The sequence below is a fragment of the Streptomyces sp. NPDC090499 genome (assembly GCF_044769305.1).
Taxonomy (GTDB): domain Bacteria; phylum Actinomycetota; class Actinomycetes; order Streptomycetales; family Streptomycetaceae; genus Streptomyces.
The window spans coordinates 333,539-358,462 of the sequence record NZ_JBIVXP010000006.1 but is presented as its reverse complement, the minus strand read 5'-3'; the positions used below and the strand labels follow the sequence as shown (position 1 = coordinate 358,462).

At 72.0% G+C, this 24,924-nt stretch carries 24 protein-coding genes and 6 tRNA genes; 9 read left to right on the top strand and 21 right to left on the bottom strand.

Going from position 1 to position 24,924, the window contains the following annotated elements; genetic code table 11:
* Positions 1–2 precede the first annotated feature (2 nt).
* The 3 genes from ACIQVL_RS24415 to ACIQVL_RS24405 form a co-directional block, all read right to left on the bottom strand.
* On the bottom strand, positions 3–1,289 hold the full coding sequence (locus tag ACIQVL_RS24415; protein ID WP_403476344.1) for an ABC transporter substrate-binding protein: 1,287 nt from the start codon (positions 1,287–1,289) through the stop codon (positions 3–5).
* 661 nt (positions 1,290–1,950) lie between these two features.
* A tRNA-Val gene (locus ACIQVL_RS24410) sits at positions 1,951–2,022 on the bottom strand.
* Positions 2,023–2,097: 75 nt separating this feature from the next.
* Positions 2,098–2,562, bottom strand: a complete 465-nt coding sequence (locus tag ACIQVL_RS24405) for a TIGR02611 family protein (protein WP_403476343.1) — start codon at positions 2,560–2,562, stop codon at positions 2,098–2,100.
* Positions 2,563–2,753: 191 nt separating this feature from the next.
* Here ACIQVL_RS24405 and ACIQVL_RS24400 point away from each other — a divergent pair, with 191 nt between their 5' ends.
* Together ACIQVL_RS24400 and ACIQVL_RS24395 are read left to right on the top strand one after the other, a co-directional pair.
* Positions 2,754–3,167, top strand: a complete 414-nt coding sequence (locus tag ACIQVL_RS24400) for an SsgA family sporulation/cell division regulator (protein ID WP_004002642.1) — start codon at positions 2,754–2,756, stop codon at positions 3,165–3,167.
* A gap of 270 nt (positions 3,168–3,437) precedes the next feature.
* Positions 3,438–3,998 (top strand): CGNR zinc finger domain-containing protein, encoded by a 561-nt coding sequence (locus ACIQVL_RS24395; RefSeq protein WP_403429558.1) that lies wholly within the window; start codon positions 3,438–3,440, stop codon positions 3,996–3,998.
* A 126-nt stretch (positions 3,999–4,124) separates the two neighbouring features.
* On the opposite strand, the gene ACIQVL_RS24390 is transcribed toward ACIQVL_RS24395, so the two are convergent.
* The gene (locus tag ACIQVL_RS24390) at positions 4,125–4,277 is read right to left on the bottom strand and encodes a hypothetical protein (protein WP_167450005.1); all 153 of its coding nucleotides are present in this window, start codon (positions 4,275–4,277) and stop codon (positions 4,125–4,127) included.
* Positions 4,278–4,534: 257 nt separating this feature from the next.
* A complete protein-coding gene (locus tag ACIQVL_RS24385; RefSeq protein WP_403429556.1) occupies positions 4,535–4,990 on the bottom strand; it encodes a hypothetical protein in 456 nt (151 codons plus the stop codon).
* 231 nt (positions 4,991–5,221) lie between these two features.
* On the opposite strand from ACIQVL_RS24385, the gene ACIQVL_RS24380 reads away from it, so the two are divergent.
* Positions 5,222–5,740, top strand: a complete 519-nt coding sequence (locus ACIQVL_RS24380; protein WP_403429554.1) for a DsbA family protein — start codon at positions 5,222–5,224, stop codon at positions 5,738–5,740.
* Positions 5,741–5,761: 21 nt separating this feature from the next.
* Here ACIQVL_RS24380 and ACIQVL_RS24375 read toward each other — a convergent pair whose 3' ends face one another.
* From ACIQVL_RS24375 to ACIQVL_RS24365, 3 genes are all read right to left on the bottom strand, one after another.
* Positions 5,762–6,586: a GNAT family N-acetyltransferase gene (locus ACIQVL_RS24375; RefSeq protein WP_403429553.1), complete on the bottom strand. Its 825-nt coding sequence runs from the start codon at positions 6,584–6,586 to the stop codon at positions 5,762–5,764.
* Positions 6,587–6,651: 65 nt separating this feature from the next.
* Complete coding sequence (locus tag ACIQVL_RS24370; RefSeq protein WP_403476342.1) at positions 6,652–7,473, bottom strand: aminotransferase class IV; 822 nt, start codon at positions 7,471–7,473, stop codon at positions 6,652–6,654.
* Between the two features lie 101 nt (positions 7,474–7,574).
* Positions 7,575–8,639: a chorismate-binding protein gene (locus tag ACIQVL_RS24365; protein WP_403476341.1), complete on the bottom strand. Its 1,065-nt coding sequence runs from the start codon at positions 8,637–8,639 to the stop codon at positions 7,575–7,577.
* Between the two features lie 178 nt (positions 8,640–8,817).
* Between ACIQVL_RS24365 and ACIQVL_RS24360 the strand changes: the two genes are divergently transcribed.
* From ACIQVL_RS24360 to ACIQVL_RS24340, 5 genes are all read left to right on the top strand, one after another.
* Positions 8,818–8,890 (top strand) — tRNA-Gly (locus ACIQVL_RS24360).
* A gap of 38 nt (positions 8,891–8,928) precedes the next feature.
* Positions 8,929–9,002, top strand: a tRNA-Cys gene (locus ACIQVL_RS24355).
* Position 9,003: 1 nt separating this feature from the next.
* Positions 9,004–9,075 (top strand) — tRNA-Val (locus ACIQVL_RS24350).
* A gap of 34 nt (positions 9,076–9,109) precedes the next feature.
* Positions 9,110–9,181: transfer RNA gene (locus ACIQVL_RS24345), tRNA-Val, on the top strand.
* A gap of 34 nt (positions 9,182–9,215) precedes the next feature.
* Positions 9,216–9,287: transfer RNA gene (locus tag ACIQVL_RS24340), tRNA-Val, on the top strand.
* A gap of 49 nt (positions 9,288–9,336) precedes the next feature.
* Here the strand turns inward: ACIQVL_RS24340 and ACIQVL_RS24335 are convergent.
* The 4 genes from ACIQVL_RS24335 to ACIQVL_RS24320 all read right to left on the bottom strand — a co-directional run bounded on the left by ACIQVL_RS24335 (position 9,337) and on the right by ACIQVL_RS24320 (position 11,818).
* The gene (locus ACIQVL_RS24335) at positions 9,337–9,645 is read right to left on the bottom strand and encodes a zf-TFIIB domain-containing protein (RefSeq protein ID WP_403429547.1); all 309 of its coding nucleotides are present in this window, start codon (positions 9,643–9,645) and stop codon (positions 9,337–9,339) included.
* A 121-nt stretch (positions 9,646–9,766) separates the two neighbouring features.
* Entirely contained in the window at positions 9,767–10,699 is a 933-nt protein-coding gene (locus ACIQVL_RS24330) for a phosphotransferase family protein (protein WP_403429546.1), read from the bottom strand.
* A gap of 459 nt (positions 10,700–11,158) precedes the next feature.
* Complete coding sequence (locus ACIQVL_RS24325) at positions 11,159–11,335, bottom strand: hypothetical protein (RefSeq protein ID WP_403476340.1); 177 nt, start codon at positions 11,333–11,335, stop codon at positions 11,159–11,161.
* A gap of 207 nt (positions 11,336–11,542) precedes the next feature.
* Complete coding sequence (locus ACIQVL_RS24320; RefSeq protein WP_093505273.1) at positions 11,543–11,818, bottom strand: hypothetical protein; 276 nt, start codon at positions 11,816–11,818, stop codon at positions 11,543–11,545.
* A gap of 196 nt (positions 11,819–12,014) precedes the next feature.
* Here ACIQVL_RS24320 and ACIQVL_RS24315 point away from each other — a divergent pair, with 196 nt between their 5' ends.
* On the top strand, positions 12,015–13,364 hold the full coding sequence (locus ACIQVL_RS24315; protein WP_403429816.1) for a protein kinase: 1,350 nt from the start codon (positions 12,015–12,017) through the stop codon (positions 13,362–13,364).
* 6 nt (positions 13,365–13,370) lie between these two features.
* Here ACIQVL_RS24315 and ACIQVL_RS24310 read toward each other — a convergent pair whose 3' ends face one another.
* The 9 genes from ACIQVL_RS24310 to ACIQVL_RS24270 form a co-directional block, all read right to left on the bottom strand.
* The gene (locus ACIQVL_RS24310; RefSeq protein WP_093505269.1) at positions 13,371–14,189 is read right to left on the bottom strand and encodes an RNA methyltransferase; all 819 of its coding nucleotides are present in this window, start codon (positions 14,187–14,189) and stop codon (positions 13,371–13,373) included.
* Between the two features lie 79 nt (positions 14,190–14,268).
* A complete protein-coding gene (gene cobA, locus ACIQVL_RS24305) occupies positions 14,269–15,501 on the bottom strand; it encodes a uroporphyrinogen-III C-methyltransferase (RefSeq protein ID WP_403476339.1) in 1,233 nt (410 codons plus the stop codon).
* A gap of 253 nt (positions 15,502–15,754) precedes the next feature.
* The gene (locus tag ACIQVL_RS24300; protein WP_403476338.1) at positions 15,755–16,003 is read right to left on the bottom strand and encodes a hypothetical protein; all 249 of its coding nucleotides are present in this window, start codon (positions 16,001–16,003) and stop codon (positions 15,755–15,757) included.
* A 41-nt stretch (positions 16,004–16,044) separates the two neighbouring features.
* On the bottom strand, positions 16,045–19,638 hold the full coding sequence (gene cobT, locus ACIQVL_RS24295) for a nicotinate-nucleotide--dimethylbenzimidazole phosphoribosyltransferase (protein WP_403476337.1): 3,594 nt from the start codon (positions 19,636–19,638) through the stop codon (positions 16,045–16,047).
* Between the two features lie 344 nt (positions 19,639–19,982).
* Entirely contained in the window at positions 19,983–21,209 is a 1,227-nt protein-coding gene (cbiE, locus tag ACIQVL_RS24290) for a precorrin-6y C5,15-methyltransferase (decarboxylating) subunit CbiE (protein ID WP_403476336.1), read from the bottom strand.
* A gap of 105 nt (positions 21,210–21,314) precedes the next feature.
* A complete protein-coding gene (locus ACIQVL_RS24285; protein WP_403476335.1) occupies positions 21,315–21,953 on the bottom strand; it encodes a GNAT family N-acetyltransferase in 639 nt (212 codons plus the stop codon).
* 199 nt (positions 21,954–22,152) lie between these two features.
* Positions 22,153–22,983, bottom strand: a complete 831-nt coding sequence (locus tag ACIQVL_RS24280; protein ID WP_403476334.1) for a MetQ/NlpA family ABC transporter substrate-binding protein — start codon at positions 22,981–22,983, stop codon at positions 22,153–22,155.
* Positions 22,984–23,055: 72 nt separating this feature from the next.
* A complete protein-coding gene (locus ACIQVL_RS24275) occupies positions 23,056–23,781 on the bottom strand; it encodes a methionine ABC transporter permease (protein WP_382724163.1) in 726 nt (241 codons plus the stop codon).
* Positions 23,778–24,812, bottom strand: a complete 1,035-nt coding sequence (locus ACIQVL_RS24270) for a methionine ABC transporter ATP-binding protein (RefSeq protein ID WP_403429534.1) — start codon at positions 24,810–24,812, stop codon at positions 23,778–23,780. Before ACIQVL_RS24270 ends, ACIQVL_RS24275 begins: the two co-directional genes overlap by 4 nt.
* Positions 24,813–24,924 lie beyond the last annotated feature (112 nt).

The following is a 24,924-nucleotide window of genomic DNA, read 5'->3' as shown; positions in this document are numbered from 1 at the left end:
CATCAGGCCTGGAAGGCGGCCTCGGACTCGGTGAAGAACTGCTTCACCGAGTCGGAGACCTTGGTCTTGCCCTGGCCGAGGTCGCCGCCGATGCGCAGGAAGGCGGCCTCGATGGTGTCGGCACCGGAGGGGTGCGGAGTGATCGTGCCGAGGACACCGGCCTTGGCGGTGTCGTCCTCGTACTGGGCGATCTCCTTGTTCACCGCGTCCGTCGGCTTGTACGCCGTGTACTGCTCGGTGCTCGCGAGAATGCCCCGGTCGTAGCCCATGATCGTGCCGACCTCGGGGTCGTGGACCATGAAGTCGATGAACTGCGCGACCTCCTTCGGGTGGGCGGTGCGGGCGGAGGCGCTCAGCATCAGGGAGGCGAGGTACTGCCCGGTGTGCTTGCCGTCCATGGTCGGGATCGGGGCGAGGCCGTAGGTGCTGTCGCCCTCCGCCGAGTAGCGGACGGTGAAGTTGTCCCAGGTGAACTCGGAGGCGCCGTGGCCGGCGGAGAGGGAGGACTTGGGGAAGTCCTGGGCCACGGTCTTCGGGTCGGTGACGATGCCGGCCTTGACGCGGTTGTAGCCGTCGGTCCACCACTCCGTCAGGTCGGCCTTGTCGAAACCGAGTCCGTCGTCGGTGTAGAACGCCTTGCCGTTCTGGCGGAGGTAGAGGTCGTACAGGTACATGATCGTGAAGTAGCCGGTGTCCCCCGCGACCTTCGTCCTGTCGTGGATGGTCTTCAGGGCCTTGAAGTAGTCGTCCCAGGTCCAGCCCGTGTGCGGCTCGACACCGGCTTTCTCGTAGACCTTCTTGTCGATGACCAGCGCCATGGTGTTGGAGCCGACGGGGATTCCGAGCTGCTTTCCGTCGACCTCGCCGACCTTGGTCACCCCGGCCCGGAAGTGATCCAGGCTCAGATTTCCTGCCTGGACCTGTGACTTGAGGTCGAGCAGAATTCCGCGCTTGTCGTACTTCCGGAGAAAGGTGACGGCATTTTGGAAAACGTCCGGGGGATTTCCGCCGGCCGCCTGGGTCTGGAACTTCTCCCAGAACGACGCATACGTCTGAAAGTCGGTCTTGACCTTGATCTTCGGGTGCTTCTTCTCGAAGAGCGCGATGGTCTTGTTGATCTTCTGTGCGCGTTCCTCGGCACCCCACCACGAGTAACGGATCGTCACCGTCCCGTCCCCGGCGCCGGTGCCGCCTCCGCACCCGGCCGTCGCGGCGAGCCCGAGCGTCGCCGCCGAGGCCCCGGCCGCCTTCAGGATGGTGCGTCTCTCCACATTCCTGCTGGTTCCCACAGTCGGGCCCCTCCCCGCAGCGTCGCCGACGCCTGCATGAATCGTTTCAAGTAAGCGCTTGCTGGCACAAGTTACGGAGGGCCCGGTGAGGCGTCAATGATTCGGACAGGATTTTCTTGCGGGCGGGGCCGGCGGGGCGGGGCCGGGCGACGCGACCGCAGGAGGGCGGGGACAGGCGACGTCGCAGGTGAGAGACGCGCGGCCGAGGGGTCGAACATGGAGTGGCGCACGGGAGGCGACGGTTACGGGTTGGCTTCGGTGGCTTCGGCGAGAGGGGTGGAGGGATGGGCCGGGGCAGGTAATGGTCGGAGGTATGGGCTCCCGGCGGGCGGCGCCGGTTCCCGCCGCACGGCGCACGACGGAGCCGCTGGTCCCCGGTCCACGCCCTCGGCCGCTCGGACAGCGGTCGCGAGCACCTGGCACTCCAGGCGCCGGAAGAGCGGGACCCCGAGGGCGGGCGCGGGATCCTGAGAGCCGGCCGCTCGCGCCCCTGCGGAGGCATCGTCGCGCCCTGCGCACGCCACCGCCGCCGCACGGCCCCGGCCGCCCTCGGACCGCCGGAGGCGGCCGTCGCCGCCACGAACGCGGCCCGGCGGCCCTCCCCGCGGCACAGAACAACCGCGGCCCACCTGCCGTCTCGCAGGTGGGCCGCGGTTTCGGGTGGGCGATACTGGGTTCGAACCAGTGACCTCTTCGGTGTGAACGAAGCGCTCTCCCACTGAGCTAATCGCCCGGGTGCAGGAAGAACATTACCCCATGTCAGGGGGTGCCCCCGACCAGTCGCCGGGGGCCCGCGCCGTCGTCCGGATCACTCCTCGATCCTCCACGGCATCACGATCCCGAACCTGGAGAGGTAGACCCCGGCCCCGGCGGCCACGACCACCAGGCCGATCGTCGTCAGCGTGATGTTGCGGCGGCGCACCCTGGGATCGAGGGCCTTCTGGGCGGCCTCCGTGACCTTGCGCTTCGTCCAGCGCAGCACCAGCTGGGCCCAGACGAACTCGGTCGCCCAGATCGCCATGCCGGCGAAGATGATCACCCAGCCGGGGCCGGGCAGCGGCAGCAGGACGACACCCACGGCCACCACCGCCAGGCCGATCACGAAGACCCCGACCTGCCAGCTCAGGTGCAGCATCCGGCGCGCCCTGACGAACTCGGGCGCCCGTGATCCGAGCCCCCGCTCGTCGCGCGCCCGGTCCGCCGCCGTCCCGTCCGTCCCGCTGCCGCCCGAGGCCACGGTGGTCTCGCCCGTTTCGTCACTCCCCGTATTCATACGACCAAACCCTACCCGAGCGATTCCGGTCACCGGAATGGTCGTAGATCGCGTCCAGGTTCTCGGCCGGAAGAGTTACGTAAACACACGCAAAACACTCAGAGGGGTTTACAACGGCACCGTAGGTGGCATGTCGATTTCGCCGACGTGCGAATCCCCGAGCGCACACTGAGCGAAAGGCCCTGGCGCTTATGAACACCACGGTCAGCTGCGAGCTGCACCTGCGCCTCGTTGTGTCGAGCGAGTCATCCCTGCCTGTCCCCGCAGGCCTGCGGTACGACACGGCCGACCCCTACGCCGTGCACGCCACCTTCCACACCGGAGCCGAGGAGACCGTCGAGTGGGTGTTCGCCCGCGACCTCCTCGCCGAGGGGCTGCACCGCCCCACCGGCACCGGAGACGTCCGCGTCTGGCCGTCCCGCAGTCACGGTCAGGGCGTCGTGTGCATCGCCCTGAGCTCTCCGGAGGGAGAGGCCCTGCTGGAAGCCCCGGCGCGGGCTCTGGAGTCCTTCCTGAAGCGGACGGACGCCGCCGTGCCCCCGGGCACGGAACACCGCCACTTCGATCTCGATCAGGAGCTCTCCCACATCCTGGCAGAGAGCTGAGGGCACGCCCCCTGCAAGCCGCCCGGCGCCGTCCACTCGGGGAGACGGCTCGGGCCTAGACAACCGCATACGGCAGCACCGGCGCCGCCACCGTGTTGGGTCACGGGGCGGCGCCGGTGCGTCCGCGTGCCCGTGGAACCGCCGGGGGGCGGTGCGCGTTGTACCCGTCAGTCACGAGTGGGACAGGGCACGCTGCGGGGCCGCCGTATGTCGCTACCATCGGCCACCATCGGCGGGCGCCCGCCCGACCCTCAGGCCAGGGAGCGAAACGTGCTGATCACCCACGACACCCGGTGTTCTCTCGACGCCGTGGTGGATCTGGTGAACACCGTGCCGGAGGACGACGCGGCGGCGGACGGACTGCCCGATGTCGCCACCCTCCAGGATTTCGTACGAAACCACGACATCAGCGATGTGGGTGCGCTGTCGGAGTTCGATCTGTCGGCGGTGCGCAAGATCCGCGGCCGGTTCGCGGGCATCTTCGCCGCTCCGGATGCCAGGACCGCAGCCGGGATGATCAACGAGCTGGTCGCGGCCGCGGGCACCACGCCCCGGCTCACGGACCACGACGGCTACGACTGGCATGTTCACTACTTCGCGCCCGGCGCCTCGGTGGCCGACCACCTCGCCGCCGACTGCGGGATGGCGCTCGCGTTCTTCGTCGTCGCCGGGGAGCAGGAGCGACTGCGGCGCTGCGAGGCCCCGGACTGCCGGCGCGCCTTCGTCGACCTCTCCCGTAACCGTTCGCGCCGTTACTGCGACAGCCGGACCTGCGGAAACCGCCTGCATGTCGCCGCCTACCGGGCACGCCGCAAGGAAGCGGCGGGCTGACCGGGGAGACGTCGGGCCGACCGGGGAGATGTCGGCGCCAGGTGCCCGTGGCGGGAGTACCGGCGGGGCGTGGGGCGGATGCCGACGCCGGTCCCGGCGGGTGGCGCCGGGACTGACGGGTACGGCTCATAGCCACAGCAGGTCGTGCAGCGCAGCCATGAGGAGCAGACACCCGATCACCGCTAGGAAGATCATCAGCGGTGGCTGGGAAAGGGCGAAGAGGCACCCGCGGGGCTCGTCCTTCGGCGGCGCGGCCTCGCTCTGTTTCGTGTCCAGCATCTCGCGGCGATGATGTCCCAGAGGGCACCCGCCACGCGATCAACACACCCGGAATGGGCGGGAGTTCGCCGAATTCCACAATGTCCGTTTCACTTCCGCCCGCCCTCTGACCACTTCCGGGCGGGCCGTGGGCGCACTGTGTCGTTTCAATGCCTCATGCGATTGTCATATGCATGCGCCCGCGACCCGGCTGAACTGCGCCGCGCCCGGCGTGCTGCCGGGCGCCGCCCCCGCGCCCCGTCCGGCACCGCGGTGTGTCATATCCCGTGCTTCTTGAGGATGGCCTCGATGTCGCTGAAGTCGTCACCCGAGCCGGTGCCGCGGGACGGCGCCGCGGGCCTGGTCGCCGGGCGGGTGGCCGGACTCAGGGACGGTGCCGAGGCGGCGGGCGCGACGGCGTCGCGCTGCTCGCCCCGGGAGGCCGCCTTCCGCTCGGCACGGGTGGCACGGGTGCCGCCGCGCCGGCGCTCCACGGCGCGGGTGGTGGCGAACAGGGCCCAGGCCGCGCCGAGCACGCCGAGGCCCGCCCACGCGGTCGGGCTGAAGGCGGTGTCGGCGAGCCAGCCGACCACGCCGGTCATCACCAGGCCGACGGGAACGAGTGAGTAGGCGGCGATACGGGCCGCCGCCAGGTACCGCTTGCGGTAGGCGGTGACCACGGCGATGCCCAGGCCTGCCGCGGACACGGCGGAACAGACTGTCTCGGCGATCATCCGGTCCTCCTGCGGGCTGGGTCGGGCGGGGTGCGTGCGCTGCTCCGCCCCTTCCATCGTGCACCGCCCGGCCCGTGCGATCCATGTCCAGGCCCGACAATCAGGGGCATCTCGGGGTCCTCTCCGGGACACCTCCACCCCAGGGACGAGCCACGGCCGCACCCACCGTCACCGGCCACCCCCGCCCGGCTCAATTGGGTGGACGGAGCGTGGCCTGGAAGACTGGCCGGCATGAACGACTCCCCCGCACGTGCCGACGCCCCGGTCCTCGACGTCTGGTGTGAACTCCAGTGTTCCGACTGCCGCAGTGCCCTGGAGGACCTCCGCGCCCTGCGTGCCCGGTACGGTGACCGGCTGGAGCTGCGGCTGCGGCACTTCCCGCTGGAGAAGCACAAGCACGCCTTCGCCGCCGCGCAGGCCGCCGAGGAGGCCCTGGTGCAGGGCAAGGGCTGGGAGTACGTCGAGGCGGTCCTCGGCCGGGTCGAGGAACTGGACCGCCAGGGCGAGCCGTTCCTGGTCGAGGTGGCCGGCCAACTGGGCCTGGACGCCGAGGAGTTCGACACCGCGCTGATCGACGGCCGGCACATCCTGATCGTGGACGCCGACCAGGCCGAGGGCAAGGCGATCGGCGTGACCGGCACCCCGACGTACGTCATCGGCGGCGAACGCCTCGACGGCGGCAAGAGCCAGGATGGCCTGCGCGAGCGCGTGACCGAGATCGCCGACCGACTGCTGGCCGAGCAGGGGTGACCCGGCGGGAGTGACCGGGCCTCAGATCAGGTTCTTGTAGAGGATGCGGGAGACGGTGACGTACCCCAGCGCCTCGTAGAGCCGTTCGGCCGGGGTGTTGCCGGCGAACACGTTCAGGCCGAGGACGGGTCTGCCGGCGGCGACCGTCTGGTGCTCCGCCAGCAGCATGAGGGTGCGGCCGTGTCCCCGGCCGCGGTGGGCGGCGTCGGCTTCGACGTCGTACACCCAGGCCCGGTCCTGCCTGAGGGCCAGCCACAGGGTGCCGACGCGCGTCCCCTCGTGTTCGAGGACGCTGAACCGCATGTCCTCGGTGGCCCGCCCCCGGGGCAGCAGCCGCTCGTGGTCGCGCCGCGCCTTCTCGTGTGCCTCGGCCTCGGGCACGCCCCGCTCGATCCACATGCGCGCGTGCGCCCCGGCCTCGTACGCGAGCCACCCCTCGAACTCTTCCTCGGTCATGGCACGGCCGAGGCTGCCGGCGGGCAGGGCGGGCGGGGTGTCGCCGAGGTGCTTCTCCATCCTGCGGTTGCGCGGGACGTACCCGAGCGCCGTGACGAGCCGCAGCGCCGGCTCGGCGGTGGCCGGGACACTCACCTCGATCTGACGGCAGCCCCAGCCCCGCGCCACCTCCTCCGCGGCGAGCGCGGCCACGGTGCCCCGGCCCCGGTGGCGGTCGGGCTCCTCGATGCGCAGGTCGGCGATCCGGGCCACGCGGGCCCCGAGATGCGGTGAGGTGCCGAGATGGAGGGCGCCGACGGGCCTGCCGTTCACGCAGACCTGGAAGTGACGGGACGGCGCCCCGTCGGCGCCGTGCTGGAGCGGCTCGGTCGGCCGCAGGGTCGTGGTCATCAGCCGTGTTCTACCCCGCCCGGGAGGGTGACGTCAGCCCGACAAGGCCCCGTCCGGCAGGGCGCTCAGGGATCCAGGTCCTCACCCGAGCGCTCGTCGAAGATGCGCATGGCCTTGGCGGTCACCGGGCCGGGTGCACCGGGGAGTTCACGGTCGTCGACGCGGTGCACGGCCTGGACGTCGCGCAGAGTGGAGGTGAGGAAGATCTCGTCGGCCCGCTCCAGGACGTCCAGGGGCAGGTCGGTCTCGCGGGCGCCGGTCCACTCGACGGTCAGGGCGCGGGTGATGCCGGCCAGGCAGCCCGAGGAGACCGGCGGGGTGTGGATCTCGCCGTCGAGGACGACGAAGACGTTGGAGCCGGTGCCCTCGCAGAGCTGCCCGACCGTGTTGGCGAACAGGGCCTCGGAGGCGCCGTGCCGGTGGGCGCGGGCCAGGGCGACGACGTTCTCGGCGTAGGAGGTGGTCTTCAGGCCGGTGAGCGCGCCGCGCTCGTTGCGGGTCCAGGGGACCGTGATCACGGCGGTGGAGTCGGCGCGGCGGCCGGTCTCGCCGAGGGCGACCACGAGGGTCGGGCCGCGGTCGCCGCGGTCGGAACCGAGGGGACCGTGGCCGCCGGTGTAGGTGATGCGCAGCCGGCCCAGCTCCATCGGGTTGGCCGCGAGGACCGCCTCGCAGGCCCGGCGGACCTCGCCGTGGTCGGGGTCGGGCAGGCCGAGGCCCCGGGCCGAGCGGGTCAGCCGGTCGAGGTGGCGGGTGAGCGCGAAGGGCCGTCCCCCGGTCGCCTTCACCGTCTCGAAGATGCCGTCCCCCACGGTCAGCCCGTGGTCGAAGACGGAGACACGTGCGGACTCCACGTCCTGCAACCCGCCGTCCAGCCAGATCTTCACTGCTCCCTACCTCTACAAGTCAGCGCCCGCCGCGTCGGATGCACCTGGTGCATCCGACGCGGCGGACCGGCCGGGGTCCGAAGGTCGTCCGCCGGGCCGGCTCAGCACCCGGGATCCCCTTCGTTCACGTCGTACGTACCCGACGCTACCGCGAGCAGCCGGGCGGCCTTCAGCTCGGTCTCCCGCCATTCGCCGTCCGGGTCGGAGCCCCAGGTGATCCCGGCGCCGGTGCCGAACCGGAGCGCGTCACCGTCGCCGGACCGGTCGATCCAGAAGGTGCGGATGCCCACGGCCAGCTCGCCGACGCCCCGGTTCGCGTCCACCCAGCCGATGCCACCGCAGTACGGGCCGCGCTCCACGGTCTCCAGGGCCTCGATGATCCGCAGGGCGCTCGACTTGGGCGCGCCGGTGACCGAGCCGGGCGGGAAGGCCGCGGCGAGCAGGTCGGGCCAGCCGGCGTCGGCGCGCAGCTCGCCCCGGACCGTGGAGACGAGATGGACCAGCCCCGGGTGCTTCTCCACAGCGCACAGGTCGGGGACGGTCACGGTGCCGGTGGCGCAGACGCGCCCGATGTCGTTGCGGACCAGGTCCACGATCATCACGTTCTCGGCGTAGTCCTTCTCCAGGAGGTCCGCCTCGGTACGGCCGGTCCCCTTGATGGGCCCGCTCTGCACAATCCGCCCGGTCCGGCGCAGGAACAGCTCGGGCGAGGCGGTGGCCGTCTCCACCCCGTGGGCCGGGAGGCGAATCGTTCCGGCATACGGCGCCGGGTTGCCGCGGGCCAGCAGCGCGGTCAGGGCGTCCACGTCCGCGTCCGGGTCGATCGGCGCGGACAGCACGCGGCAGAGGTTGGCCTGGTAGACCTCGCCGGCCGCGATGTGCGCACGGATCCGCCGCACCGCCGCCGTGTACGCGGCGCGGTCGAGGGACGACGTCCAGTCACCTGCCGCCGGGCCCCGCCACTGCCCCGGCACCGGCGCGGGCACCGGCTCCTCCCGTACGTCACCGAAGCGGGCGCAGGTCAGCCGGCCCTCGAAATCGGCGCAGACGGCCCAGAAACCGGACGAGTCGAGGGCCGCGGGATCACTGGTCACGTCGAGGAGGCCGGTGGCGACACGGTCGCCGAACCGGGCGAGAGGAGGGTGATGAGCAGGACGACGAAGCACGTCGTCGAGTCTATGGCGGGTGTCCTGGGGATGACCCGGGCATGTCGTCAAGGGTGCCCTGACCACCTCGCCCACCGGGACCGGCGCAGCACGCTGCGCAAACGCGTTTTTGTGCTGGCCCGGGAATCCGCTAGAGTTCAACACGTCGCCGGGACGCGAGAGCGGACCGAAACGACAGGCGGACGTAGCTCAGTTGGTAGAGCGCAACCTTGCCAAGGTTGAGGTCGCGAGTTCGAGCCTCGTCGTCCGCTCGAAGGAACGAGGGGTCTTCCCGATCCCCTACACTCCTGGTGGAGTGGCCGAGAGGCGAGGCAACGGCCTGCAAAGCCGTCTACACGGGTTCAAATCCCGTCTCCACCTCCAAGGACGATTAGCTCAGCGGGAGAGCGCTTCCCTGACACGGAAGAGGTCACTGGTTCAATCCCAGTATCGTCCACTGGATCTTGGCCGGAAGGCTGTGGATCTGCCCCGCGCGATTAGCTCAGCGGGAGAGCGCTTCCCTGACACGGAAGAGGTCACTGGTTCAATCCCAGTATCGCGCACGCAGTGCCCGTGATCCTCGGATCATGGTCCCGAGGACGATTAGCTCAGCGGGAGAGCGCTTCCCTGACACGGAAGAGGTCACTGGTTCAATCCCAGTATCGTCCACACAGCAAAGAGCCCCGGCCGTCTCGACGGCCGGGGCTTCTTCGTGGGCTCAGCTGGAGAAGAGCATGTGCGCCCAGCTCTTGTGGCCGTGGTGGCCGTGGCCGCCGTAGTGCCCGCCGTGACCGCCGCCGTGGTGGCCGCCGCCGTGCTGCGGGGCGCCCCAGGCCGGCGCGGGCGGGGCCGGGTACGCCTGCGGAGCCTGCGGCGGCATGGGCTTGGACCACTGCGACTCCAGCTGGGTCAGCGCCTCCAGCTCGCCGTAGTCGAGGAAGATGCCCCGGCAACCGCTGCACTGCTCGATCTGGACGCCGTTGCGGTTGTAGGTGTGCATCGGCGCATGGCACTTCGGACACTGCATGGTCGGCTCAACTCCTCGCCGGTAAAAACTGCTTCACGTTCTTCCAGGACAGACTCCGTCCGACCCTGGCCGGTTGCAGCCTACTTCGGGAAATCGTGCGTCAACCGGGGCGGACGAAGGGTCATTCCGGTGCCATCCGGGCACAAGCGTCGATCAGGGACTGCTGCACCTCGTCCAGGGCACGGTCCGCCGCGATCGCCTTCGCGAGGTAGCGGGCACCGGTCTGGACGGTGAGGGCGCGGGCCGGGACGTCCAGGGCGGGCCAGGGGTCGCCGTCCGCCGGTACGGCCGGACCGCCGGCCTCGCGGTAGGCGCCGAGGAAGCGGGTCCACTCGTCGGGCGGGAGGAGCCCGCAGGCATACCAGGACGCGGGGCGGGCGAGGTCCCAGGCGGGGTCGCCCACGCCGAGATCGTCCACGTCGATGAGGCGCCACGGGCCGTCCGGTGCCGGGTGCCGGACCAGCTGGCCGAGGTGCAGGTCGCCGTGGCAGAGGGTGCGGGGGCGGCCGGGCACGGGGGATGCCTCGGCGCGGGCCCAGGCGGGCAGGGCGGACCAGGCGCGCAGGACGGGCGCGGCGGCGGGATGGGCGCCCGCACCGGCGAGGGCCTCCCTGAGCCGGGCCATCGCGTGGGCCGCCTTGGCGGGGCCGCGCATCGGGGGTGCGGCGGCGGGGGTGTGCGGGGTGCGGTGGAGCAGGGCGAGGAGGGTGGCGGCGGCTTCCCAGGGCGCGGTCTCCGGGGCGTCCGGGTCGACGGGAGCGCCGTACGGCCAGAGGGTGACGGGGCGGTCGTCGACGAAGGCGGCGGGGGCCGGGGCGAGGGGCGGGAGGAAGACGTCGGGGAGGCGGGCGGCGATGGCGAGGCGGCGGGTGAGGGCGACGGGGTCGGTGCCGGGGGCGTGGGCCTTGGCGACCGTTGCCGCGTGGCGGAGGACCGTGGTGTCGGGGCGGTCGGCGAGGGTGGCGGTGCCGCAGGTGCAGCGGCGGGGGGCCGCGTCGGGGTGGGCGGCGGCTCTGACCTCGGCGGTCAGCTGCGGCAGTACGTCTGCGGTCATGAGATCCCCCGGGATGTGCGGCTGTGCTGGGGTGAGGGTACGTGGGTGCGGTGGCCGGGCTTCACAGACGGCCGGGGTGGGGGTTGGGGTACCGGGGTGTCGCTCGCCGCGCTTGCTGGGTGCCGCTGCGCCCACCCGTGCCGCCCTGGGGGCACCTCCCAGGCCCTTAAGGCACTGGGGGAGGCACGACTGCCCGCAGCCATGTATGCAGGACACGGCTGGGCAGCGCCCCTGTAAGGGGCGCTGGGGGTCCCTCCGGCCGGAGGCTGGGGGAGGAACTGCGTGATCAGCCCCCACCGGCCCGCGGCCTGGCAACGGCCGTACGCCCCGGAAAAAAGCAATGCCGGCGCAGCTCCCCAGCTGCGCCGGCATTTTGCCGTCCGCCGCACCCCCGTCCCCACGGGGTTTCATGGGTGGATGTCCCCGCCCGGACCGCTCTTCCGGGCCTGGGGTCGCCGCTCAGCGCCCCAGCATCACTCCCACGGACGACGCCTGTGTGGCCACTGTCTCCCAGCCGTCGAAGACGACGAGGAGCAGGACCGCCAGGGGAAGGGCCATCAGCGTCGCCACCAGGGGGTGGCGGCGGCCCTGCCGGCGGGGGCGGGTGGTGCGTGTCCGCTGTGCCGTAAGAGCCATGGTCCCTCTCCTGACCGTTCAGTTGTCGTTGGCAGCGGCGGGTGTCTGACCTCGGGGGACGAGTGCTGCACCCGCCGCTTGACCTCAAATCTAGGCGCGTGCCACCTCGCGGACGTCATGCCCTCGTACCGAATCGCGGGCCTCCGAGAGGATGAGCCGTGACCTGCGGTCTACTCCCCTGGGTGGAGACGGGTCCTACGTCGGGTCCTACCCCTCGGGGTCTTCCCGGAGGGGGTGCCCGGTCCTTCCCGGTTTTTCCGAGCTGTCCTCTCGGGGCACCGGCTGCTCCACAAGGGCCAGGACCCGGGTCGCCATGAAGCGCGCGGTCCGGACGACGGTGCCGTTTCGCGTGACTTCGCTCACTTCCACCACCCCTCGCCGTACCGCTGTCTCCACCCGGCGGCCCGCCCGGCTCGCCACCACCTCGTACGTACGGGTCGTGTCGCCGGCGTCCACGACTATCTCCACGCGGTCACCCTTCACAGCATCAATCCCCCTTCTGTGACGGCTTGTTGGAGCAGACGGGTGCTCAAAGGCGCCGATAACGGCGCCTTCCTGACCACTCCTCAAGTCTCGCACCCGGCACTGACAATCCATCGGGCCGAGAGGGCGCGGCCTCTGCGCACGGGCGGCCGGGTAAACGTAAGCTGTGCCACGTCAGACGGACCGGGCAGCGGGGATGAACATGGCGATGATGCGCCTGAGGCGCGAGGACCCGCGCGTCGTCGGCTCGTTCAGGCTTCACAGAAGGCTCGGCGCCGGCGGCATGGGCGTGGTCTACCTCGGTTCCGACAAGAAGGGGCAGCGGGTCGCGCTGAAGGTGATCCGGCCCGATCTGGCGGAGGACCAGGAGTTCCGGTCCCGCTTCGCCCGTGAGGTCTCGGCGGCCCGGCGGATCAGGGGCGGCTGCACCGCCCGTCTGGTCGCGGCGGACCTGGAGGCCGAGCGGCCGTGGTTCGCCACCCAGTACGTGCCCGGCCCCTCGCTCCACGACAAGGTCGCCGACGACGGCCCGCTGGGCGCGGCGGATGCGGCGGCGGTCGGCGCGGCGCTCTCCGAGGGCCTGGTCGCCGTGCACGAGGCCGGGGTCGTGCACCGGGATCTCAAGCCGTCGAACATCCTGCTGTCCCCGAAGGGCCCCCGGATCATCGACTTCGGCATCGCCTGGGCCACCGGGGCCTCCACCCTCACCCACGTGGGTACGGCGGTGGGCTCCCCCGGGTTCCTCGCGCCCGAGCAGGTGCGCGGGGCGGCCGTCACCCCGGCCACGGACGTCTTCTCGCTCGGCGCGACCCTGGCGTACGCCTCGACCGGCGACTCGCCCTTCGGTCACGGCAGCTCCGAGGTGATGCTCTACCGCGTGGTCCACGAGGAGCCGGCGCTGCACGGGGTGCCGGACGCGCTGGCTCCGCTGGTGCGGGCCTGCCTGGCGAAGGACCCGGAGGAGCGGCCCAGCACGCTCCAGCTGTCGCTCCGGCTGAAGGAGATCGCCGCGCGCGAAGCGCAGGGGCTGGCCGACGTACGGCCGCCCGCGCCGCGTGCCGCGGAGGCGGACCGGCCCACCGGGCGGCTCGCCGACACCTACTCGACCTACCCGGATCCGCAGCGCACCCAGCGCCGGCCACAGACCTCGCCGGGTACGTCGGGCGCTCAGGCGCGGGGCAACGCTCCCTCGCGCGGCGGCAGCGGTCCCCGACCGGCCGGCGGGGTACCGTCCCGGCCGAACGGCTCGCGCCCGACACCCGCCCCGCGCGGCAACGGCACCCGGCCCGGGAACGGGAGCGCGAGCGGGAGCCGGCCCGCGTCGCGCGGTGGCAGCGGACGGCCGGGGCCGCGTCCGACGGGTACCGGACGACGGCCGGCCAATCCGCGACTGCTCCGCCAGCGGCTCTTCGTGTTCGTCGTGGTGACCCTGCTGGTGGCGCTGGGGATCGCGCTGGCCCAGGGCTGTTCCGGGCCCGCGCACGGGATGGGCGTGCCCGGTACCGGCGCCGTACCGGCGAAGGCCGTGGCGGCCCTCAGGGAGTAGCGGGTCCTACGCCTCGGGGCGGCCGGCGGTCACCGCGTAGAAGGCGACCGCGGCCGCCGCGCCCACGTTGAGGGAGTCGACGCCGTGGGACATCGGGATGCGCACCCATTCGTCGGCGGCGACCAGCGCCTGGGTGGAGAGGCCGTCGCCCTCCGCGCCCAGCATCAGGGCGACCCTGTCCATCCGGTGCGGGGCCGCCTCGTCCAGGCTGCGGGCCTTCTCGTCCGGGGTGAGGGCGAGCAGCGTGAACCCGGCCTCGCGGACCGAGTCCAGCCCCTTGGGCCAGGTGTCGAGACGGGCGTACGGCACGGAGAAGACCGCGCCCATGGAGACCTTCACGCTGCGGCGGTAGAGGGGGTCGGCGCAGTCCGGGGACAGCAGCACCGCGTCCATGCCGAGGGCCGCCGCCGAGCGGAAGATCGCGCCGATGTTGGTGTGGTCGTTGACCGACTCCATGACGACGACCCGGCGGGTGGTGCGCAGCAGTTCGGTCGCCGTCGGCAGCGGTTTGCGCTGCATGGAGGCGAGGGCGCCGCGGTGCACGTGGTAGCCGGTGACCTTCTCGGCGAGCTCCGGGCTGACCGCGTAGACGGGGGCCGGGAGTTCGTCTATGACGTCGCGCATGACGTCGACCCACTTGGCGGACAGCAGCATGGAACGCATCTCGTAGCCCGCGTCCTTCGCCCTGCGGATGACCTTCTCGCCCTCGGCGATGAACAGGCCCTCGGCCGGTTCGCGCTTGCGGCGCAACTCGACGTCGGTCAGGCCCGTGTAGTCACGCAGGCGCGGGTCGTCGGGATCCTCAACGGTGATGAGATCGGCCACAGGGTGATACTGCCTTGTCCTGGGTGGGGTGCCAATGGTCTGGGGCGGGTTGTGTTACCCGGGGTTACGCCCATGCCCTTCAGGGCGCCGCCGGCGGGCCGACGTTCACGACCTCGCCGATCACGATGACCGCCGGGGGTTTCACCTCCTCCGCGCGGACGACCTCCGCCACCGTGGCGAGGGTCGCGTCCACCCGGCGTTGAGCGGCCGTCGTGCCTTCCTGGACCAGGGCGACAGGGGTGTCCGGGGACTTCCCGTGCGCGACCAGGGTCTCGGCGATCTTCCCGATCTTGTCGACGCCCATGAGGACGACGAGGGTCCCGGTGAGCTTCGCGAGGGACGGCCAGTCGGCCAGCGAGCGCTCGTCGTCCGGGGCGACGTGACCGCTGACCACCGTGAACTCGTGTGCGACGCCCCGGTGGGTGACCGGGATGCCCGCGGCGGACGGCACGGAGATCGAGCTGGAGATGCCGGGGACGACCGTGCACGGGATCCCGGCCTCGGCGAGCGCCTGGACCTCCTCCATGCCCCGGCCGAAGACGTAGGGGTCGCCGCCCTTGAGCCGTACGACCGACTTGCCCTGCTTGGCGTGCTCGATCAGGGCGTTGTTGATGGCCTCCTGGGCCATGTACCGGCCGTACGGGATCTTCGCGGCGTCGATCACCTCGACGTGCGGCGGGAGTTCGGCGAGGAGGTCGCGGGGGCCGAGGCGGTCGGCGATGACGACGTCGGCGGCTGCCAGCAGGCGGCGGCCGCGGACCGTGATCAGGTCCGGGTCGCCGGGGCCGCCGCCGACCAGGGCGACGCCGGGGGTGCGGGCGCGGTGGTGGGGGGCGACGAGAGTGCCGTCGCGCAGACCCTCGACGACGGCGTCCCGGATGGCGGCGGTGTGGCGGGGGTCGCGCCCGCGCGCGTCCGTGGTGAGGACGGCGACCGTGACGCCCTCGCTGTGGCCGGTCGCCGGGGTCCAGGCGGTGGCCTGGTCGGCGTCGTCGGAACGCACGCACCAGACGCGGTGGCGCTCCGCTTCGGCGGAGGCGGCGGTGTTGGCTGCGGGGTCGCTGGTGGCGATCAGGGCGTACCAGGCTTCGCCGAGGTCGCCGTCCTGGTAGGGGCGCCTTTCCCAGGTGATCTCGCCGGCGTCGGCCATCGCCTCGACGGAGGGGGTGGCCGCCGGGGAGACGAGGGTGATGTCAGCACCGGCCGCGATGAGGGCGGGGAGGCGGCGCTGGGCCACCTGACCGCCGCCGAGGACGACCACGCGGCGGCCTGAGAGGCGGAGGCCTACGGGGTAGGCGGGGTGTTCGGCCATGAGGTGCGGCTCCTCTGTCGGCGGCGGCGCGGTAGCCCTGACGTGCAGATTTTACGGGGCGGGGGTTTCGGGCGGCTCGGGTGTCCGGTGGCTGGGCTGCGCGGCCGGGTGCACGGCTGTGGGTGGTTGTGCCCACCCGTTCCGCCATGGGGGTCCCAGGCCCTTAAGGCACCGGGGGAGGAACGCCTGCCCACAACCACGGGTCCGACGAGAAGGAACCCGGCGCTGCCGCCCTGCCCGGCGACCCAGCAGCTCAGCAGCGCAACGGCGCAGGGACCAGCCACCAGCCACCAGCCACCAGCCACCAGCCACCAGCCACCAGCCACCAGCCACCAGCCACCAGCCACCAGCCACCAGCCACCAGCCACCAGCCAGAGGAAACCGGCGGAGTCGCCTCGCGGCAACCGGCGGCCGAGTTCGACTTCCAGCTGCCGTCGGCCTGCGGCAGACGACCGGCCACCGGCGACTCGCGGCCGATGACCGGCGGCAGGCAGCCGAGCACCGGCGACGAGCGACCCTCGGTCGTCGCCGGAACGGCAGTCGCTACTTCTCCGTGACGCCCGCCGAGTCGAACGTCGCCACCTCGTGCATGGCCCTGGCCGTGCTCTGGACCAGGGGAAGCGCGAGCAGGGCGCCCGTGCCCTCGCCCAGGCGGAGGTCGAGGTCGACCAGGGGGCGCAGGCCCAGTTTGTTCAGGGCTGCCACGTGGCCGGGTTCCGCGCTGCGGTGGCCGGCGATGCAGGCGGCGAGGACCTCGGGGGCGATGGCGCGGGCCACCAGGGCGGCGGCACCGGCGCTGACGCCGTCGAGGATCACCGGTGTGCGCAGGGACGCGCCGCCCAGCAACAGGCCCACCATCGCCGCGTGTTCGAAGCCGCCGATCGCGGCCAGCACGCCGATCGGGTCGGCCGGGTCCGGCTGGTGGAGTTCCAGGGCGCGGCGGACCACCTCGGTCTTGCGGGCGAGGGTCTCGTCGTTGATGCCGGTGCCGCGGCCGGTGACCTCGGCGGGGTCGGCGCCCGTGAAGACGGAGATCAGGGCCGCGGACGCGGTCGTGTTCGCGATGCCCATCTCGCCGGTGAGGAGCGCCTTGTTGCCGGCGGCCACCAGGTCGCGGGCGGTCTCGATGCCCACCTCGATGGCCTGCTTGGCCTCCTCGCGGGTCATCGCGGGGCCGGTGGTCATGTCGGAGGTGCCCGCGCGGACCTTGCGGGGCAGCAGACCCGGCGTGGCGGGCAGTTCGGCCGCGACGCCGACGTCGACCACGCAGACCTCGGCGCCCACCTGGCTCGCGAACGCGTTGCAGACCGCTCCCCCGCCGAGGAAGTTGGCCACCATCTGGGCGGTGACCTCCTGCGGCCAGGGGGTGACGCCCTGGGCGTGCACCCCGTGGTCGCCCGCGAAGATCGCGACGGCCGCGGGCTCCGGGATCGGCGGCGGGCACTGCCGGGACAGGCCGGACAGCTGGGCGGAGATGATCTCCAGCATGCCGAGCGCGCCGGCCGGCTTGGTCATCCGCTTCTGCCGCTCCCAGGCCTCGCCGAGCGCCTTGGCGTCCAGCGGGCGGACACTGGCGACGGTCTCGGCGAGCAGGTCGTGCGGGTCCTCGCCGGGCAGCGCGCGGCGGCCGTACGTCTCCTCGTGCACGACCCAGGACAGCGGGCGGCGCTTGGACCAGCCGGCCTGCATCAGCTCGGGCTCGTCCGGGAACTCGTCGACGTAGCCCACGCACAGGTAGGCGATGACCTCAAGGTGCTCGGGCAGGCCGAGGGCGCGGACCATCTCGCGCTCGTCGAAGAAGCTGACCCAGCCGACGCCGAGGCCCTCGGCGCGCGCGGCGAGCCAGAGGTTCTCGACGGCGAGGGCGGCGGAGTAGGGCGCCATCTGCGGCTGGGTGTGCCGGCCGAGGGTGTGGCGGCCGCCGCGCGTCGGGTCGGCGGTGACGACGATGTTCACCGGGGTGTCGAGGATCGCCTCGATCTTCAGTTCCTTGAACTGCTTCGCGCGGCCCTTGGGAAGGGACTTGGCGTAGGCGTCGCGCTGGCGCATGGCCAGTTCGTGCATCGAACGGCGGGTGTCGGCCGAGCGGATGACGACGAAGTCCCAGGGCTGGGAGTGGCCGACGGAGGGCGCGGTGTGCGCGGCCTCCAGGACGCGCAGCAGCACCTCGTGCGGGATCGGGTCGCTGCGGAAGCCGTTGCGGATGTCACGGCGCTCGCGCATGACCTTGAGGACGGCCTCGCGTTCGGCGTCGTCGTAGGCGGGCGCGGCCGGGCCGGTGGACTGACGTGCTTCTGCCACGGGGGCCGTGCTCTCTTCCTGGTCGGCGGCCCTGGTGTCCAGGTCCTCCGCTTGCTGTACGACATCGGGGGGCTCCGGCAGCGGAGCGGGTTCGGCCTCACGCGGGGCGGGGACCGTCGCGACCTGTTCGGGCAGGGACGGCCCGCCCTGGTCCTGGGCGGGGAGGATCAGCGGGTGGGGCGGGGTGGGAGCGAGGTGCGGGGTGGTCGGCACCTGGCCGTCGACGGGGACGAACTCGCCGAGCGGGTGGTCCGCGGCCGGTTCCGCCGGGGCCTCCCCGGCTGCGGGCGCCGAGCCCTGGGTCTGCGGGCCCGCGAGGGGGGCTTCGACCGGCTGGGCGGATTCGGCCGGGGGCGCCTCGGGGGTCTCGGACAGCGCCGGTACGACAGCAGCGGCGGGTACGTCGGCCGCGGCGGGCGGGACGACCTGCTCGCCCTCCGGGACGGCGACGACGGGCGCGGGGGCCACCGGGCCGGCCGCCTCAAGGAGGGCCTCTTCGGGCTGTACCGGCCCGGCGGGCACCGGCTGGACGGCCGGAACGGGCTCGGCCAGGACGGGCTCGGCCACGACGGCTTCCGATACGCCGACTTCCGGTACGACGGCTTCCGGTACGACGACTTCCGATACGACGACTTCCTGCGCGACAGCCTCCGGTGCCGGACCCGGCTCGGGCACCCCCGGCTGCGCGGCCACCACGAACTCGGCGACCGCCTCCGGCTCCTGCTCCGCGAACCGGTGGCCGGTCTGCTCCGGTACCGGCGGGACACCGTCGCCCGCGGTCACGTCGGCGCCGGGAGTCTGCGCGGACTCCGGACCCACCGCCGCCACCGGAGCCGCCTGCACCGGCACCGCGTCCGGTCCCTGCGGAGCCTGCGGGACCTCGGCGGTCGCGGGAGCGTCCGGGAACTGCCGTACCTGCGCCGTCTGCGCACCGTCCGGCACATGCACGGCCTGCGGCGCCACCGGTTCGGTCACCGGCGCCGGAACGCCCGCGTCGACCGGCTGGACGGCGCCCTGCGGCTCGCCCGTGGTGCCGGCCGCCGTGGCCGCCGTGGTGAGGCGGGCGACGGCCGCCTGGGCGGCGCCGGCCGGGTCGGGAACGCCGGGTTCGTGGACGGCCACGGGCAGCGGCTGCGGCTCGGGTTCCGGGGCAACGGGAGCGGCGGGGGCCGCGACGGCAACCGTCTCCGGTGCCGCAGCGCCCACCGGAGCAACCGTTTCGGCAGCCGGGGCCTGTGCGGCCACCTGAGCCACGGGAACCGCCACCGGAGCGACCTGCGGGGCGCCGGTCTGCGCCCCTGTCTGCGGCGCACCCCAGGGCGCGGCGGACGGCGGTACCGCCTCGTGCAGCGACTGGACGTCGAGGTACTCGGGACCGGCCGCCGGCACCCCCGGCTGCCGTACCGGTGCGCCGGCCGGACCGCGGTCGGCGAGGGAGCGGACCGGGCTGGTGGAGGCGTCGGGGATCGGCGGACCGAGGTGCAGCGGGCGGCGCGGGGCCGGGGCGGCCGCCGGGTCGTGCGGCACGGAGAGGATCGGGGACGCCGGTACCGAGCTGGGCAGCCGGACGGCGATGAGGTCGACCGCGCCGCTGTCCCGGCCGCCCGTCTCGTGCGGGCCGGGCTCGTGGACGGTCTCGACGACCGGCTCCGGGGCCGGCGGCGGCACCTCGTTGCCCCAGGCGCCCTGGGCGCCGGGGAGCAGCAGGTCCTCTTCGTCCTCGGCAGGCGACTCGGAGAGGTAGGTGTACGCGCCGTGCGCGGTAACGCCCGGCTGTTCCACCATGCCTGCGCTCTCCGGCAGTCCCTCGCCCGGGACCTGGCCGGTGTCCGTCATGCGTACCCCTCGCCCATCGGTTAGTGCCTTCTACGACCAGCTCGCCCGGGACGGCGCACCGACCGCCCCGCAGTGAAGAACGAGCGTGCGTGCCCAGCGGCACGAACGACCCGCCGGAAAAGGCGACAAAGCCATTCAGTGGCATTGTCCCGGCCGTTCGACCGTCGCGACAGCGTGATCCGCGACAGCCCGCTGTGGACTGCGCCACGTTGCGCGTCCCCGGTTCTGCCGTACCACACCCGCCCCAAAAGGAGCGTGTTTTCCGGACATTGACGAACAGATTTCCGGGCCACCGGTGCGGTGCAGCGATCGGCCAGCCTACCGCGCGCAGTATGACAACAGGATCACGGGGCGCGCTCGGGGAGAACACCGCTGAGCAGGAACGCGACGTTCCGCTCGGTCTCCGTCCAGGCCCTGGTGTCGAGTTCGACGGACTGCAGCAGGGCGCACTCGACCTGGTATCCGTGCTCGGTCAGGTCGCGTCCGACGAGTTCGGCGGCGTCGCGGGTGGCGGCGTGGGTGACGATGCGCTGCGGGCGGCGGTCGGCGACGGCGTTGACGACGGCCGCTCCCCCGCCGCCGACCCGGACGACGTCGGGCTCGGGCAGGTTCTCCAGCACGTGCGGGGCAGTGCCGTGCACGATCTGGAGCTGGACGCCGAACTTCCGGGCGGCCGTGTCGCTGCGCACGCAGGCCGCCAGGTCCCGGTCGACGGCGATGACGGCGGCTCCGGCGCGCGCGGCCTCGGTGGCGAACGCGCCGCTGCCGCAGCCGATGTCCCAGACGAGGTCTCCGACCCGGGGACCCAGCCGGGCGAGTTGGGCGGCCCGCAGCAGATCCGTTTCCCCTTCGCCGAGCGGGGCGCCGTCGCCGTACTCCGCGTCGGGCAGCACCCAGCCTCGCGGGCCGGCCGCCGGATCGCGGCCGGCGATCCAGCCGCCGCCCTCGGGCACCGGCACCGCTGCGGTCGTGCCGCCGATGACGATGACGACGTTGGGGTCGCGCCAGGCGTGGTCGGCGGCCTTGTCGGAGGTGACGACGTGGACCTGTTCGCGTTCGGTGCCGAGTTCCTCGCAGATGACGAAGGTGCGGTGCACGCCCTCCATCAGCAGCCCGAGTTCGGCGGGTCCGGCGCCGGGTGAGGTGAGGACGGCGACCTTGGTGTGGGCGCGGCACACATTCACCGCGCGTCGCAGGGTGCGTCGGTGTGCGACAACCACCTGTGCGTCGTCCCAGGGCATCCCGGCGCGGGCGAAGGCGGCGGCCACCGAGGAGACGGCGGGGACGACCTCGACCTCCAGGCCGAACTCGGGTGCGCGCAGGGTCCGTACGACGCCGAAGAAGCCGGGGTCGCCGTCGGCGAGCACCACGGCGGTGCCGCGGTGGCCGGCGATGCGGCGGGCCGCGAGGGCGACGCTGCCGAGGCGGATGCGTTCCGCGCCGGGCGGCACCTCGGGGAGGGCGAGATGGTGGGCCGCGCCCGCGACGAGCGTGGCGGCGCCGAGGGCGGAGCGTGCCGTGGCTGTCAGCGGCGAGCCGTCCCAGCCGATCACTGTGACGCGGTCGGCCATAGTCGTCGGTCTCCAGAGGGTTTACGCAGGTAGGGCTCCGTGAGGTTACCTGGCGGAAGGTGCCGTCGTCGTGACGCCGGTCGTTCCTCCATGGGCCCCGAAGTGTCAGTTCCAGTCGTTGAAGGAGGTGAAACCACCGGTGTCGGCCAGTTGTTCGCTGACCTCGGCGAGATCCTCCGGCAGCAGGCTCCAGACGATGACATCGGTGCGCACGTCGGTCCACTCCCCGTTCTGCGCCCGGGTCCGCGCTATCCAGGCGTTGCGGAGCACACCCTCGCTGATACAGCCGATCTTCTGGGCCACCTGCTGGGAGGCGGTGTTGTCGGCGGCGGTGCGCAGTTCCATCCGCTCGAACTTCTGATCGTGGAACAGCCACTGGGCGGTGGCGAGGGCCGCTTCGGTGGCGTACCCTTCACCGCGCGCCCAGGGGGCGACGACGTACGCGATCTCGCTGGCGCGCACGCGCCAGTCCGTGTTCTGCAGGTGCACCATGCCGACGAGTCGCTGGGTGAGGAACTCGGTGACGGCGAGCACGATGCCGCGGCCCTCGGCACGCTCGGCGGGGGCGTTCTCGGTGATCCAGGCGCGGGCGTCGCCCTCGGTGTACGGCTGCGGCACGGACGTCCAGGCCCCGACCTGCTCGTCGTTCATCATCTCGGCCAGCGCGGGCACGTCGTCCTCGTCGAGGGGCCGCAGCACCAACCGCTCCGTGCTGATGGAGATGTTGGGGAAGGTGCTAGTCATGCGCCGCTCCGTAACCTTCGGAAATCCTTCAGGGCCAACCCGGCAGACCGTCAGGGCCTGCGAACTGCCCAGCATGCAGCATGAAACCACTGAACCGCACGACGGGGTCCACCCGTGGTGACCGAGTGGACCCCGTGCGTGGCGATACGCCGTATACGTGCCGCCGCAGGGGCGGGAGGGCCCGGAAGGGCGGGGTGGCTCAGAAGGACGGGATGACCGAGCCCTGGTACTTGTCCTCGATGAACTTCTTCACCTCGGGCGAGGTGAGCAGCTTGGCGAGCTTCTTCACCCGCGGGTCCTTCTCGTTGCCCTTCTTCACCGCGAGGAAGTTGCCGTACGGGCTGTTCTTCGCGGACTCCAGGACGAGAGCGTCCTTGGCGGGCTTGATGCCGGCCGAGATGGCGTAGTTGCCGTTGATGACCGCGGCGTCCACGTCGTCCAGGGAGCGCGCGGTCTGGGCCGCCTCGACCTCCTTGAACCGGAGGTTCTTCGGGTTCTTGGCGATGTCCTGCGGGGTCGCCTCGCTGCCGGCGCCGTCCTTGAGGGTGATGAGGCCGTTGGCGGCGAGCAGCTTGAGGGCGCGCGCCTCGTTCACCGCGTCGTTGGGGACGGCGATCGTCGCACCGCTCTTCAGCGCGTCGACGCTCTTGACCTTGTGGGAGTAGAGGCCGAGCGGCTCCAGGTGCACCGTGACGACGGGCACGATGTGGGTGCCGCGCTTCTTGTTGAAGTCGTCGAGGTACGGCTTGTTCTGGAAGTAGTTGGCGTCCACCGAGCCGTCCTCGGTCGCCGTGTTCGGCACGATGTAGTCCTGGAACTCCTTGACCTCCAGGTCGAGTCCGGCCTTCTTCGCCAGGTTGTCCTTGATGTAGTCGAGGATCTCGGCGTGCGGGGTCGGGCTCGCGGCGACGACCAGCGGTCCGCTGTAGTCGGAGGAGGCGGAGTCCTTGTCCGAGCCGCAGGCGGTGAGCCCGAAGGTGAGGGCTCCGGCGGCGAGGACGGCGGTGGTGAGCTTGGCGGTGTTACGCACGAAAAGTGCCTTTCCTTAAGGGTGGAGCGGCCCCGCGGCGGGTGGTGCGGGGAGTTCTGGGGAGGGGTGGGCTCAGACGGTCTTGCTCGTCGCGGTGGACGCCTTGAGCAGCCGGAGCTTCGGCACCGGGCCCGACTGACCGCCGCGGCGGTGCAGCGAGCGGGCCGCGTAGTCGCCGGCGAACTGGATGACCGAGATGACGACGGCGAGGATCGCGACCGTGATCCACATCAGTTCGGTCTCGAACCGCTGGTATCCGTAGCGGATGGCGATGTCGCCGAGCCCGCCGGCGCCGACCGTGCCGGCCATCGCGGAGTAGCCGATGAGCGCGACGATCGTGGTCGTGGTGGAGGAGATGAGCGAGGGCAGCGACTCGGGTACGAGGACCTTGCGTACGACGGTCCAGGTGTTGCCGCCCATCGCCTGCACGGCCTCCACGAGCCCACCGTCCACTTCGCGGACAGCCGTCTCGACGAGGCGGGCGAAGAAGGGGATGGCGCCGATGGCGAGGGGCACGATGGCGGCCTCGCGGCCGATGGTGGTCCCGGTGATCCAGCGGGTGAAGTTCATCAGCGCGACCATCAGGATGATGAACGGCATCGAGCGGGCGACGTTCACGATCTGCCCGATGACCTTGTTGGCCAGCACGTTCTGGAGCAGGCCGCCCCGGTCGGTGAGGACCAGCAGGACGCCGAGCGGAAGGCCGCCGACGACGGCGATCAGCGTGGACCAGCCGACCATGTAGAGGGTGTCCCAACACGCCTGGGACAGCAGCGGCTGCATCTCGGACCAGGTCACTTGGCACCGTCCTTCACCAGCGCGGGCTCCTGGCCCAGTACGTCGATCTGCAGGCCCTGTTCGCGCAGGAAGCCGATGGGCACCACGTTGTCCTCGTAGCGGCCGGGCAGTTCGATGCGCATGCGGCCGATCTGGAGGCCGCCGACGGTGTCGATGGCCGCACCTAGGATCGATATGTCGATGTTGTAGGTGCGGGAGAGCTGGGAGATGACCGGCTGGGTGGCCGCCTCGCCGTGGAACGTGACGTCCAGGACGGTGCGGTCGTCGGCGGATGCGTCGCCGCCGACCGGGAAGAGCGCGGCGGCCAGTTCGGAGCCGGGGGTCGCGAGCAGTTCGCTGACGGTGCCGTGCTCGACGATGCGGCCGCGTTCCATCAGCGCGGCGGAGTCGCAGATGGTCTTCACGACGTCCATCTCGTGCGTGATGAGCAGGACGGTCAGGCCCAGCTGCCGGTTCAGGTCGCGCAGCAGCTGGAGGATGGAGCGGGTGGTCTCCGGGTCGAGGGCGCTGGTGGCCTCGTCGGAGAGCAGCACCTTGGGGTCGCCGGCCAGGGCGCGGGCGATGCCGACACGCTGCTTCTGGCCGCCGGAGAGCTGGGCGGGGTAGGCCTTCGCCTTGTCGGCGAGCCCGACGAGGTCGAGCAGTTCGAGCGCCTTGCGGGAACGTTCCTTCCCTGACTTCCCGAGGATTTCCAACGGCAGCTCGACGTTGTCCTGGACGGTCCGGGAGGACAGCAGGTTGAAGTGCTGGAAGACCATGCCGATCCGGCTGCGCGCCTGCCGCAGCTCCCGGCCGGCCCGGGGGCCGCGGCCGGCGAGGGCGGTGAGGTCCCGGCCGTCGACCGTCACGGTGCCGGTGGTGGGGCGCTCGAGGAGGTTGACGCAGCGGATCAGCGAGGACTTGCCGGCGCCGGACTGGCCGATGACGCCGTACACCTCGCCTTCGCGGACGTGCAGGTCGACGCCGTCGAGGGCGGTGACCTCTCGGCCGCGTGAGCGGTAGACCTTGGTCAGGCCCGTTGTGGTGATCACGTGGGTTTCCGTCACTGTCGAGTGCGCGGGCGTGGGTGTGCCCGGGCGCACGGGTGCGTTCGTTCAGGGACGCGGCACGGTTCTCGCAGCAGCGCTGAACCGGGGAGAACAT

Coding starts and splice junctions, on each gene's coding strand:
- ACIQVL_RS24390 (WP_167450005.1), bottom strand. CDS start 4,277: ATGCTGGACACGAAACAGAGCGAGGCCGCGCCGCCGAAGGACGAGCCC.
- ACIQVL_RS24285 (WP_403476335.1), bottom strand. CDS start 21,953: ATGACTAGCACCTTCCCCAACATCTCCATCAGCACGGAGCGGTTGGTG.
- ACIQVL_RS24330 (WP_403429546.1), bottom strand. CDS start 10,699: ATGACCGCAGACGTACTGCCGCAGCTGACCGCCGAGGTCAGAGCCGCC.
- ACIQVL_RS24405 (WP_403476343.1), bottom strand. CDS start 2,562: ATGAATACGGGGAGTGACGAAACGGGCGAGACCACCGTGGCCTCGGGC.
- ACIQVL_RS24325 (WP_403476340.1), bottom strand. CDS start 11,335: ATGGCTCTTACGGCACAGCGGACACGCACCACCCGCCCCCGCCGGCAG.
- ACIQVL_RS24380 (WP_403429554.1), top strand. CDS start 5,222: ATGAACGACTCCCCCGCACGTGCCGACGCCCCGGTCCTCGACGTCTGG.
- ACIQVL_RS24375 (WP_403429553.1), bottom strand. CDS start 6,586: ATGACCACGACCCTGCGGCCGACCGAGCCGCTCCAGCACGGCGCCGAC.
- ACIQVL_RS24315 (WP_403429816.1), top strand. CDS start 12,015: ATGAACATGGCGATGATGCGCCTGAGGCGCGAGGACCCGCGCGTCGTC.
- cbiE (WP_403476336.1), bottom strand. CDS start 21,209: ATGGCCGACCGCGTCACAGTGATCGGCTGGGACGGCTCGCCGCTGACA.
- cobA (WP_403476339.1), bottom strand. CDS start 15,501: ATGGCCGAACACCCCGCCTACCCCGTAGGCCTCCGCCTCTCAGGCCGC.
- cobT (WP_403476337.1), bottom strand. CDS start 19,638: ATGACGGACACCGGCCAGGTCCCGGGCGAGGGACTGCCGGAGAGCGCA.
- ACIQVL_RS24385 (WP_403429556.1), bottom strand. CDS start 4,990: ATGATCGCCGAGACAGTCTGTTCCGCCGTGTCCGCGGCAGGCCTGGGC.
- ACIQVL_RS24400 (WP_004002642.1), top strand. CDS start 2,754: ATGAACACCACGGTCAGCTGCGAGCTGCACCTGCGCCTCGTTGTGTCG.
- ACIQVL_RS24335 (WP_403429547.1), bottom strand. CDS start 9,645: ATGCAGTGTCCGAAGTGCCATGCGCCGATGCACACCTACAACCGCAAC.